Origin of the sequence: Cupriavidus campinensis (assembly GCF_905397395.1) — a bacterium.
GTDB lineage: Bacteria > Pseudomonadota > Gammaproteobacteria > Burkholderiales > Burkholderiaceae > Cupriavidus > Cupriavidus campinensis.
Genome location: NZ_CAJPVH010000055.1, coordinates 23,731 through 34,345 on the forward strand (window position 1 = coordinate 23,731; position 10,615 = coordinate 34,345).

General features: G+C 64.7%; 11 protein-coding genes. 2 read left to right on the forward strand and 9 right to left on the reverse strand.

Features of this window, described 5'->3' with window-relative positions; translation table 11 throughout:
• Positions 1 to 41: 41 nt before the first annotated feature.
• From KHO18_RS22985 to ndk, 4 genes are read right to left on the reverse strand one after another with little or no spacing between them, the layout of a single operon-like run.
• Positions 42 to 1,121 carry a RodZ domain-containing protein gene (locus tag KHO18_RS22985; protein WP_144200877.1) on the reverse strand — a complete coding sequence of 360 codons (1,080 nt, stop codon included), beginning with the start codon at positions 1,119 to 1,121 and terminating at the stop codon, positions 42 to 44.
• Positions 1,114 to 1,893 (reverse strand): type IV pilus biogenesis/stability protein PilW, encoded by a 780-nt coding sequence (pilW, locus tag KHO18_RS22990; protein WP_144200880.1) that lies wholly within the window; start codon positions 1,891 to 1,893, stop codon positions 1,114 to 1,116. The genes KHO18_RS22985 and pilW overlap by 8 nt, the downstream gene beginning before the upstream one ends.
• A complete protein-coding gene (gene rlmN, locus KHO18_RS22995) occupies positions 1,890 to 3,044 on the reverse strand; it encodes a 23S rRNA (adenine(2503)-C(2))-methyltransferase RlmN (RefSeq protein WP_144200881.1) in 1,155 nt (384 codons plus the stop codon). Before rlmN ends, pilW begins: the two co-directional genes overlap by 4 nt.
• A 50-nt stretch (positions 3,045 to 3,094) precedes the next feature.
• Positions 3,095 to 3,520 (reverse strand): nucleoside-diphosphate kinase, encoded by a 426-nt coding sequence (ndk, locus tag KHO18_RS23000; RefSeq protein ID WP_144200883.1) that lies wholly within the window; start codon positions 3,518 to 3,520, stop codon positions 3,095 to 3,097.
• Between the two features lie 340 nt (positions 3,521 to 3,860).
• Here ndk and KHO18_RS23005 point away from each other — a divergent pair, with 340 nt between their 5' ends.
• Positions 3,861 to 4,562 carry a Bax inhibitor-1/YccA family protein gene (locus tag KHO18_RS23005; protein ID WP_144200885.1) on the forward strand — a complete coding sequence of 234 codons (702 nt, stop codon included), beginning with the start codon at positions 3,861 to 3,863 and terminating at the stop codon, positions 4,560 to 4,562.
• Between the two features lie 85 nt (positions 4,563 to 4,647).
• Here the strand turns inward: KHO18_RS23005 and rlmD are convergent, their stop codons facing one another.
• Entirely contained in the window at positions 4,648 to 6,048 is a 1,401-nt protein-coding gene (rlmD, locus tag KHO18_RS23010; RefSeq protein WP_280527771.1) for a 23S rRNA (uracil(1939)-C(5))-methyltransferase RlmD, read from the reverse strand.
• A 97-nt stretch (positions 6,049 to 6,145) separates the two neighbouring features.
• Here rlmD and KHO18_RS23015 point away from each other — a divergent pair, with 97 nt between their 5' ends.
• On the forward strand, positions 6,146 to 7,000 hold the full coding sequence (locus KHO18_RS23015; RefSeq protein ID WP_211943952.1) for an endonuclease/exonuclease/phosphatase family protein: 855 nt from the start codon (positions 6,146 to 6,148) through the stop codon (positions 6,998 to 7,000).
• An 11-nt stretch (positions 7,001 to 7,011) separates the two neighbouring features.
• Here KHO18_RS23015 and KHO18_RS23020 read toward each other — a convergent pair whose 3' ends face one another.
• The 4 genes from KHO18_RS23020 to KHO18_RS23035 form a co-directional block, all read right to left on the reverse strand.
• Positions 7,012 to 7,854: a 3'-5' exonuclease gene (locus tag KHO18_RS23020; RefSeq protein WP_144200889.1), complete on the reverse strand. Its 843-nt coding sequence runs from the start codon at positions 7,852 to 7,854 to the stop codon at positions 7,012 to 7,014.
• Positions 7,851 to 9,026 (reverse strand): RNA polymerase sigma factor RpoS, encoded by a 1,176-nt coding sequence (gene rpoS, locus KHO18_RS23025; RefSeq protein ID WP_144200891.1) that lies wholly within the window; start codon positions 9,024 to 9,026, stop codon positions 7,851 to 7,853. The genes KHO18_RS23020 and rpoS overlap by 4 nt, the downstream gene beginning before the upstream one ends.
• A gap of 6 nt (positions 9,027 to 9,032) precedes the next feature.
• Positions 9,033 to 9,914 (reverse strand): peptidoglycan DD-metalloendopeptidase family protein, encoded by an 882-nt coding sequence (locus KHO18_RS23030; protein ID WP_144200893.1) that lies wholly within the window; start codon positions 9,912 to 9,914, stop codon positions 9,033 to 9,035.
• Positions 9,915 to 9,922: 8 nt separating this feature from the next.
• Positions 9,923 to 10,615, reverse strand: a 693-nt coding sequence (locus KHO18_RS23035) for a protein-L-isoaspartate(D-aspartate) O-methyltransferase (RefSeq protein ID WP_211943953.1), incomplete at its 5' end; no start/stop codon positions are given.

Consider the following 10,615-nt stretch of genomic DNA (forward strand, 5'->3'; position numbering starts at 1 on the left):
TTACCACCTTGTTGCATCGCTTGATGCGCCACCCGACTGCATTATTGCAGCGTCAGGCGCGCCACATTGTTTCGGTTGGCGGACTGGAAATCGACGGGTGCGCCATTGCGCGTGATCGATTCCACACCCTTTACATTGCCCAGGACCAGCTTGTACGGGCCACCCGCGCCGCTGCCGGCGGCGGTATCGCCGGCCTTGGCAGTGCCGCCCAGGATGACCTTTCCGGTGCGGTCACGCACTTCGTACCAGGTGTCCGCCGAGAAGCGGATCTGGATCGTGCCGTCCGCGGCCGTCGTGGCCGTGGCTGCGGGGGCTGCCTTGGCGGCCTCCGACACGGGCGCAGCCGTGGTGGTCGGGGCTGGCTTCGTTACGGCGGGGGCAGGCGGTGCGGCAGACGCCGCCGAAGCCGCATCTGAAGTGACCAATGCGCCACCTGTCGCCAGAGGCAGGCCAGCCACGGTCGTGGGCGGTGCTTCCGACGGCGCCGGCGAGTCGTTGCCTGCCATCACCGGCGGCAGCGCGGCGGTCACGGTACCGTCGCCATGGCTCTGCGCCGTGGTGGCGTCTTCCGTGACAACAGCGGAGGCCGGCGCTTCCGCGGCGGCCTGCTCGCGCGATTCCCACCACGCACGGGCGTGGTCGAAGCCGAAATAGCCGCCCGCGCCCAGCACCACGAGCACGAAGAACAGCCACACCCAGCGGCCACCCGCGCTGCTCGAACTCTTCGAGCCAAAGCGCTTGCGGTCGTCGAACGTCTGGTTGATCGCGCCTTCGCGGCGGCGCGTGATCTCCTGCACCGGCGCCGTCTGCGCCTGGGCGTGATACCGGCCCAGCAGCGCATCGATATCGATATGGAGCGTACGCGCATAGGCGCGCATCACGCCCTTGGCAAACGTCACGTCAGGCAGGCTCGCCACGTTGCCGGACTCGATGGCCGCCAGCTTGGCCGACGCCACCTTGAGCCGCGCGCTCACGTCCTCCAGCGACAGGCGCTGCGCCTGGCGTGCTTCCTTCAGTTGCGCCCCGATCTCGCGGGCTACAGCCTCGCGGTCGGAGTCTGTCGCGCCACTGCCGACGTGACCCGTCGTCGCAGTTTCCAAGGCGCGCTCTTGTTCACTCATCCCAAGCTCCTCTCTCGTAGGCCGTCAGCTCGCGCGAGTCGGGAAACCGGTTGCGGAGTTGCGATAACAGCGCATTCTGCGTCGCTGAGTCGCCCTGACGGCGTGCAATACGCGCTCCCAGCCAGAGGGATTGCGCGCTGACAAACCGGCTGTTGTTGACCTTGCCGGCGTATTCCTGTGCTTGTGCGAAGTTGCCGCGCTTGTAGTTCAGCAACGCCAGGTTCGTATTGACCGACGGGTCGCTGCGGTCATAGCCATACGCGGCCTGGAGGTTCTTTTCCGCCGCCACCATGTCGCCGTTGCGCAGTTCGCAAGCGCCGAGGTTGGTCAGCGGCTTGACCGGCCCGTTGGCAGACGGCGCCTGCACCGCGCGCTGGAGCGTGGCCTTGCCGTCGGCAAAACGGTTGGTCAGGCAGAGAAACCAGCCGTAGTTGTTGAGCACGTCCGGATCATTGGCACGCATCGAGAGCGCCGTGCGGAAGCTATCCTCCGCCAGCGCGTTCTCGTTCATGCCCATGTAGATCAGTGCGCGCACATGGTAGGCATCCACGGAGGTCGGGTCGATCGCGATGGCCTGCTTCACCTCGTCCAACGCCACCGGATACTGGCGCGCATCAAGATATTGCGTAGCCAGCTGTAGCCGGATGGCGGCGCGGCGGCTCGCTGCGGTCTGGTCGGAGGCGGTCTTGATGTCCTGCGACGGCGGGGGCGGCAACGTGCAGGCGGACAACATCATCAGCCCTGACAGGGCTGCGACAATCAGACGGGTCATGCAGGACGGGCCTCCCGAGATGGGCCGGCGGCAACCACCGGCACCAGTGGCGTGATCTTGCCGAACTTGCCGCGCTCGGCCAGACGGGTCCGATCCATGACTTCCCCGGCCAGCTGGCCACAGGCGGCGTCGATGTCGTCGCCGCGGGTCTTGCGGATCGTGGTAACGATGCCCGCGTCCATCAGCACCTGGGCGAAGCGGCGGATCTGCTCGTTGTTCGAGCGCTTCAGGCCAGATTCCGGGAACGGGTTGAACGGGATCAGGTTGAACTTGCACGGCACGTCGGCCACAAGCTTCAGCAGTTCCCGCGCATGCTCGACGCCGTCGTTGACGCCATCGAGCATGCAGTATTCGAAGGTGATGAAATCGCGCGGCGCGAACTCGAGGTAGCGGCGGCATGCCGCCATCAGTTCGGCCAGCGGGTACTTCTTGTTGAGCGGGACCAGCACGTCGCGCAGCGCGTCATTCGACGCATGCAGCGATACCGCCAGCGCCACCGGCAGGTCTTTCGACAGCCGATCCATCATCGGCACCACGCCGGAGGTGGACAGCGTGACGCGGCGGCGCGAGAGGCCGTACGCGTTGTCGTCGAGCATCAGGCGCATGGCCGGCACCACGGCGTCGTAGTTGAGCAGCGGCTCGCCCATGCCCATCATCACCACGTTGGAGATGACGCGGTCGTCCTTGGGGCCGCGGCCCAGCTGGGCACGCATGGCGAATTCGGCCATCCAGAGCTGGCCGATGATCTCGCCAGTCGACAGATTACGCGAGAAACCCTGCTTGCCGGTCGAACAGAACCGGCAGTTGACGGCACACCCGGCCTGCGAGGACACGCACAGCGTGCCACGCGTGTCCTCGGGGATGTACACCGTCTCCACCGCGTTGCCGGCGCCCACGTCGAGCAGCCATTTGCGCGTGCCATCGGCCGACACGTTGTCGGTGATGATGGCGGGCGAGCGGATCTCGGCGCGCGTGGCGAGCTTTTCGCGCAGCGACTTGGCGAGATCCGACATGGCGTCGAACTGGCTGGCACCGAACTGGTGGATCCAGCGCTGCAATTGCCGGGCACGGAACGGCTTCTCGCCGAGCTCGCCGCAATAGGCGGTGAGCGCGTCCGCGTCGAGATCGAGCAGGTTGACGAGAGGGTTCATGACGGCAATTCCAGCTTTACTTCAGTACAGGTCGTGATGTCACGGGACAATCAGCGGCCGTAAACGTTCATGCCCGGGAAGAAGAAAGCCACTTCCTGAGCTGCCGTTTCCGCGGCGTCCGAACCGTGCACGGCGTTGGCGTCGATGCTGTCGGCGAAATCGGCGCGGATCGTGCCCTTCTCAGCCTTCTTCGGGTCCGTGGCGCCCATCAGGTCACGGTTCTTGGCAATGGCGTTCTCGCCTTCCAGAGCCTGGATCATCACCGGGCCGGAAACCATGAAGTCCACCAGGTCCTTGAAGAACGGGCGTGCCTTATGCACGGCGTAGAACTGCTCGGCTTCACCGCGCGACAGGTGAACCATCTTGGCAGCAACGATCTTCAGGCCAGCGGCCTCGAAACGGGCGTAGATCTGGCCGATAACGTTCTTGGCCACGGCATCCGGCTTGATAATCGACAGGGTGCGTTCGATCGCCATGAAAAACTCCGAAAAATGAAGGGGTTACAAATGGATTAAACGTGCAATTCTAGCACGAGACCAAGACGGATTCGAGCGCGTGGCCCGTTCGCCCCGTTGTGAGCCCTGATGCACGATGCTGCGATGCAATAAGTATCCTAAGATGCACATCTTGGGCGTACTATCGGGGAACGGAAGCGCCGAAGTCTCGTCAAATGTTTGCGAAACCGGAAAACAACCAGGCCAATGGGTTATTGTTAAGACAAAGGCCCTTGCAAAACCGCTTACGCAATGCCACATTGACGCTGTGCCGCCCGGGTCTCACCCGGCGCCTCACCGAACATTGATGACAGGAGTCACCATGAACAACAAGCTGAACACCTACGGTTTCGGCAACAGCGCGGGCGCGACCGATGTCGTCGTCCGCAACCGGGTCCTACGCAACACCTACTGGCTGCTGGCCCTCTCGATGATCCCGACCGTGCTCGGCGCGTGGATCGGCGTGGCCTCCGGCTTCACGCTGATGGCGGGCAGCCCCGGCCTCTCGATCCTGATCTTCTTCGCGGTCGCGTTCGGCTTCATGTATGGCATCGAGAAGACCAAGAACAGCAGCATGGGCGTGGTCCTGCTGCTGGCGTTCACGTTCTTCATGGGCCTGATGCTGTCGCGGCTGATCAGCGCAACGCTGTCGTTCTCCAACGGCCCGGCGCTGATCATGTACGCGTTCGGCGGCACGGCCGCCGTGTTCGCCACGATGGCGTCCATCGCCACGGTCAGCAAGCGCGATTTCTCCGGCATGAGCAAGTTCCTGTTCATGGGCGTCATCCTGCTGATCCTGGCCAGCGTGGCCAACATCTGGCTCCAGATGCCCGCGCTGATGATCACCGTGTCCGTGATCGCGATCGGCATCTTCTCCGCGTACATCCTGTTCGACGTGCAGCGCATCGTGAACGGCGGCGAGACCAACTACATCACCGCCACGCTCGCGATCTACCTCGACGTCTACAACGTGTTCGCGAACCTGCTGGCGCTGCTGGGCATCTTCGGCGGCAACCGCGACTGACGCACGACTCGCAACGTTGCTGCAAACGAGAAAACCGGCCTTCGGGCCGGTTTTTTCATGCCTGCGCGATGGTCATCGCCGTCGGTCAATCACGCTCGAATGCCGCGATCGACTCCACGTGCGACGTGTGCGGGAACATATTGACCACGCCGGCGCCGGCCAGCCGATAGCCAGCTTCGTGCACCAGCAGGCCCGCGTCGCGCGCCAGCGTGGCTGGGCTGCACGACACATAGACAATGCGCTTCGGCAGCACATCGCTGCCAGCCTGGTTGAGCTCGCCAAGCGCCTTGCAGACCGCCAGCGCACCCTCGCGGGGCGGATCGACGAGCCAGCGATCGAATTGGCCCAGCGCGGCGATATCCTCGGCCGTCACCTCGAACAGGTTGCGGCAGGCGAACGAAGTCTTGCCAGCCAGCCCGTTGTACTCGGCATTGGCCAACGCGCGCGTGGTCAGCACCTCGCTGCCCTCGATGCCCATCACCGAGGCGCCCTGCGTGGCCAGCGGCAGCGTGAAATTGCCGATGCCGCAGAACAGGTCGAGCAGCCGGTCCGTGGGCGCGGCGTCCAGCAGGCGCAGCGCACGGCCGATCAGCACGCGGTTGATCTGGTGATTGACCTGCGTGAAATCGGTCGGCTTGAACGGCATGCGGATGCCGAACTCGGGCAGCGTGTAAGCCAGTTCCTGGTCTGCCGGATAGAACGGATAGACCGTGTCCGGACCCTTCGGCTGGAGCCAGAACTGCACGCCGTGGCGGTCGGCGAAGGCGCGTAGCAGATCCTTGTCGGCATCGGTCAGCGGCTCGAGGATGCGCAGCACCAGCGCCGTCACCTCCTGCCCCACGGCGAGTTCGATCTGGGGCATGCGGTCACGGATCGACAACCCCGAGACCAGCTCGCGCAGTGGCACCAGCAGCGCGGACACATGCGGCGGCAGGATCTCGCAGCGCGTCATGTCGGCCACGTAGCTGCTCTTGCGCTCGTGGAAGCCCACCAGCGCCCCACCCTTCTTCGCCACATAGCGCACGGTCAGCCGTGCGCGGTAGCGATAGCCCCAGTCGGGCCCGGCGATTGGACGGAATACGACGTCCGGCCGGACCTTCGACAGATGCCAGAGATTGTCTTCCAGCACGCGCTGCTTGATGGCCAGTTGCGCGCGAGCGTCCAGGTGCTGCATCGAGCAACCGCCGCACACGCCGAAATGCTGGCAACCCGGGTCCACACGCATCACCGAGGCCTGTTTCACCTCCACCAGATGGGCCTGCTCGTAGCTCGGCTTGCGGCGGAAACTGCGATAGCTGACCGTCTCGCCTGGCAGCGCGCCCTCGACGAAGATCACTTTGCCCGGCGTGCCATCCTCATTGACCAGGCGGCCGACGCCGCGCGCCTCCATGTCGAGGCTTTCGATCTTGACAACCGGTTCGGGAGACGCCGGAGTTGTGGCGGAAGCGACACTCGACTGCGTCGCCGGGTGGGCGGATGAAGACACGGCTTGAGACACCAGTGGGACCTGACGTATTGTTTTGCGAAAGCGCGATTGTATTCCAGTCACGGCGCCAGACGGCTGCCGCAATGCAAGGAAGGCGATGGAACTGATTACGTGGAATATCCAATGGGGGCGCGGGGCGGACGGCAAGGTCGACCTCGCCCGCATCGTCGACACCATGCAGGGCATGGCCGATGCCGATGTGATCTGCCTGCAGGAGGTCACGCGCGGTTTCACCGACATGGCCGGCAACCCCAGCCGCGATCAGGTGGCCGAGCTGACCGCGCTGCTGCCCGGCTATCGCGTCATCTTCGCGCCCGGCGTCGATCGCACCGGGAACGATGGCAGCCATCGCCAGATCGGCAACGTAGTGGCCACGCGGCTGGCGGTGCGGGAGGTCTTCCGCCATGCACTCCCCTGGCCGGCCGACCCGGAAGTGGCGTCGATGCCACGTGTGGCGCTCGACGTCACGGTGCAGATCGGGGCGCGGCGCCTGCGTGTGATCTCCACGCATCTGGAGTTCTATTCGAAGCTGCAACGCGAGGCCCAGGCCGTTGCCCTGCGCGCGTGGCACAAGGAGGCGTGCGACCACGCCCGTCGGCCCGGCAAATCGGAATCACGCCCCGGCCCGTTCACGCCGGAACCCCGGCCGATCGAAGCGATCCTGTGCGGCGACTTCAACGCCAAGCCGGAAGATGTGGCCTACCGCACCATGCTGGAGCGCTATCCGGATGCCACGCCGAACTGGCACGACGCGTGGGTCCACACCCATCCAGGCCAGCCTCATGCGCCGACCTGCGCCCTCTATGACAAGAAACAATGGCCGGAGCCGCCCTTCGCGTGCGATTTCGTCTTCGTGACGGAGAATTTGCTCGCCGATGTGCAACGTTGCGAAGTCAACAGCGAGACCGATGCCTCGGACCACCAGCCCATCCACCTGACGCTGGACGCCTAACGGCGTCGGGCCTAGATCTCGGGCTCTTCCTCGTCCTCGGGGCTCATCGGCTGAAGCTGGAAGGCGCGCAAGTACTGCATCCACTGCTCGCCCGGCAGCTCCGCCAGCGACTCCTGCACCAGCGACACTTCCATGTCGAACTCGCGCGGCGTCAGCCCGCCGCGCATCAACTGGAAGCGGCAGTACATCAGGTAGGTGTTGACGACGTCGGTCTCGCAATAATCGCGAATCGCGGCGAGCTGGCCTTGCTGGTAGGCCTCCCAGACCTTGCTGCCGTCCATCCCCATCTTGCCCGGGAAGCCGCACAGCTTGGCCAGGTCGTCGAGCGGCGCGCTGGCCCGTGGCTGGTACATCGCCAGCAGGTCCATCAGATCCAGATGCCGCATGTGATAGCGGCTGATGTAGTTATTCCATTTGAAGTCGCGGCTGTCGTCGTCGCGGCCCTCGCCCATTTCCCAGTAGCGCGGCGCGCTGACACCGTTGATCAGTCCACGATAGTGGAGCACGGGCAGGTCGAAGCCGCCGCCATTCCACGACACCAGTTGCGGGCTGTAGCGCGCAATCAGTTCGTAGAATTTCTGGATCAGCGTGGCCTCGCCGTCCTCGAGCGTGCCGAGCGAGCCGACATGGAAGACGGCGGAGCCATCGCGCTGCGTGCGGCGCAGCACACAGGAAATGGCGGCCACGCGCTGCAGGTGGTGCGGCAGGAAATCGGAGCCGGTCTTGTCCCGGCGGGCGGCAAACGCATGCTCGGCGACTTCGGCGTCGCTCATCGATGCGGGATGCTCATGCAAACGGCGCAGGCCGGCGACATCGGGAATCGTCTCGATGTCGAATACCAGCACAGGGGTCATAAAACGGCGTCCTTCCTGACACCTTGCGAAGCGAAATGCCGCTTGAGCTTGACCAGCGCTTCCTGCTGGATCTGGCGCACGCGCTCGCGCGTCAGACCCATTTCCTCAGCCAGCTCTTCAAGCGTGGCCGGCTCGATGTGGTTCAGGCCGAAGCGGCGCTCCACCACATAGCGATGCTTCTCCGACAGGCGGGCCAGCCAGAGTTTCATCAGGTTTTCCAACTCGCGGTGGGCCACTTCCTGGTCGGGCGCGGCGTTGTGCTCGTCGGAAAGGAAATCGAGCAGGCTGGAGCCCGGGTCGAGATCGAACGGCGTATCGAGCGAGGTGGTATGTTCATTGAGTGCCAGCACGTCCTGCACCTCGTCAGGCGTCTTTCCGAGGAGATGTGCAATGTCCTCGAGGCTGGCGTCGCGGCCATCGGTGCCACCTTTTTCAAGATGACGCTTGGCACGCAGTACCTGGTTAAGCTCGCGAATCACGTGCACCGGCAACCGCACCGTGCGGGCCTGGTTCATGATCGCGCGCTCGATGCTCTGGCGGATCCACCACGTGGCATAGGTGGAAAAGCGGAAGCCACGGGTCGGATCAAACTTCTCGATGGCGTGCATCAGGCCGAGGTTGCCTTCCTCGATCAGATCGAGCAGCGGCACGCCACGATTCAGATAGCCCTTGGCGATGCTCACCACGAGGCGCAGGTTGCGCTCGATCATTACCTGCCGCGCAGAGAAATCCCCGCCCTTGGCCAGCGTGGAGAAATGGAGTTCCTCCGGCGCGGACAGCAGCGGCTTGATGCTGATGCGGTTCAGGTAGTGCTGGACGGTGTCAGCCGCGAGTTCCGTGTGGAGCACGGTCTTGAAGTCGTCGTGCTCGGGCGCGGCCTCGGCGGCTTCTTCTTCCTCTTCCTCGTCCTCGGCTTCCTCGTCGTCGCCCTCGTCGGCGGCGGCGATATCTACGCGCAGATCGGTGGCGAGATCGGTGTCACGCAGGCCGGCACGCGCAACGGGCGTGATCGGCTCGTCGGTGGCCGGGACCATTTCGGCGGCAGGATCGTCGCCAAAGACCTCGGCGTCCACCACGTCGGCAGATTTCGCCACACCAGCCTTTCCTTCCGGCTGCTTGGGACGACGGGTCCTGCTGACAACTCCGGATGAGACAGTTTTCTGGCGTGGCATGAAACCTCACTGTGGCGGCAGATACCGCATCGGATCGACCGGTTTTCCGTTCTTGCGAACCTCAAAGTGCAGCTTGACCCTGTCAGTATCACTGTTACCCATTTCGGCAATCTTCTGGCCCTTGCGGACCATTGACTGCTCTGCCACCAGCACCTTGTCGTTATGACCGTAGGCGGTGAGATACGTGTCGTTGTGTTTGATGATGACAAGATTCCCGTAGCCGCGCAAGGGGCCTACGTGAATCACCCTACCCTCGTCGGCAGCGAGCACGGCATCGCCTTTTTTGCCAGCGATATCAATGCCTTTGTTACCTTTGTCATCAAATTTCCCAATCAGCTGACCGCTGGCCGGCCAGGACAGGCGCACGTCGCCAGCCGGGGCCGAAGCCGCTGCCGCCGCCGATGCACCGGCCGAGGGCGTGGCGGCCGGCACCGAGGCCGCTGCCGTGGTGCCGGAGGGGGTTCCCACAGGGGTGCCAACCGGACGCGCAGCGTCAATCGGCTGCGACTGTACCGTGCCAGGCGCCACTGGCACCGTGGCTACGCCCGGAGCCGCGTTCGGGTCGGCGCTCGGCGGCACGACGCGCAGCAGTTGACCCACCTCGATCTGATTCGCGTTACCGATATTGTTCCAGGACGCCACGTCGCGATACGACTGCCCGTTCTCGAGCGCGATACGGTAAAGGGTATCGCCTCGCTTGACCCGATAGTATCCAGGCGGGGCGGGCTCCACCGGCGCGGCGCCCTGTCCACCTGCGGTGGAGGTGCGGTCCACCACCGGGGCGGGCATGGGCGAATTGGCGCAGGCGGCCAGCAGGGCGACGAGCGCGGTGACGGTAAAACGTTGTCCCAAACGTGCGAAATGTTCCGATTTCACGATGTTGTGCATAGTTCGACTCAGATGGTGCCCGATTTTAAGGGCACAAAGAAAACGGCTTCAAGCGCGGTCCTGTGAAACCGATGCCGGTTCAGGCGCTCGATCAGCAAGAGTTGCTGGGTGACGGTCTGGCCGGGGCCGCCCGGGGCGGATGCCACCACCGGGGCGATCAGCCGGCCGCCAATCGCGAGTTGCCCGAGCAGCGCCTCGGGCACGTCCATCCCGGCGGCGGCCAGGATGATGGCGGAAAACGGCGCGGCCTGCGGCAGCCCGAGCATGCCATCGCCGTAGTGCAGGCGGATGTTGGGCACGCGCAGCGGGCGGAGGTTCGCCTTCGCCTGTTCGTGTAGCGGACGAATCCGTTCGATAGAGAACACTTCCTGCGCGACGAGGCTCAGCACGGCGGCCTGATAGCCGCAGCCGGTGCCGATTTCCAGCACCCGCGCAAGCGGCTGGTCTGGCGTAAGACCCTCGCGCAGCAGTTCGATCATGCGCGCCACCACCGACGGCTTGGAGATGGTCTGCTGATGGCCGATTGGCAGCGCAGCATCTTCGTAGGCTTGCGAGGCCAGCCCCGGCTCCATGAACAGGTGGCGCGGCACCGTGGCGATGGCGCTCAGCACGCGCTCGTCGCGGATGCCGCCGGCACGCAGCCGCGACGCCAACGCAGTGCGGGCGCGGTCGGACGCCATGCCGCCCCCGCCCGCCGTGGC

Coding starts and splice junctions, on each gene's coding strand:
- KHO18_RS22985 (WP_144200877.1), bottom strand. CDS start 1,121: ATGAGTGAACAAGAGCGCGCCTTGGAAACTGCGACGACGGGTCACGTC.
- pilW (WP_144200880.1), bottom strand. CDS start 1,893: ATGACCCGTCTGATTGTCGCAGCCCTGTCAGGGCTGATGATGTTGTCC.
- rlmN (WP_144200881.1), bottom strand. CDS start 3,044: ATGAACCCTCTCGTCAACCTGCTCGATCTCGACGCGGACGCGCTCACC.
- ndk (WP_144200883.1), bottom strand. CDS start 3,520: ATGGCGATCGAACGCACCCTGTCGATTATCAAGCCGGATGCCGTGGCC.
- KHO18_RS23005 (WP_144200885.1), top strand. CDS start 3,861: ATGAACAACAAGCTGAACACCTACGGTTTCGGCAACAGCGCGGGCGCG.
- KHO18_RS23015 (WP_211943952.1), top strand. CDS start 6,146: ATGGAACTGATTACGTGGAATATCCAATGGGGGCGCGGGGCGGACGGC.
- KHO18_RS23020 (WP_144200889.1), bottom strand. CDS start 7,854: ATGACCCCTGTGCTGGTATTCGACATCGAGACGATTCCCGATGTCGCC.
- rpoS (WP_144200891.1), bottom strand. CDS start 9,026: ATGCCACGCCAGAAAACTGTCTCATCCGGAGTTGTCAGCAGGACCCGT.
- KHO18_RS23030 (WP_144200893.1), bottom strand. CDS start 9,914: ATGCACAACATCGTGAAATCGGAACATTTCGCACGTTTGGGACAACGT.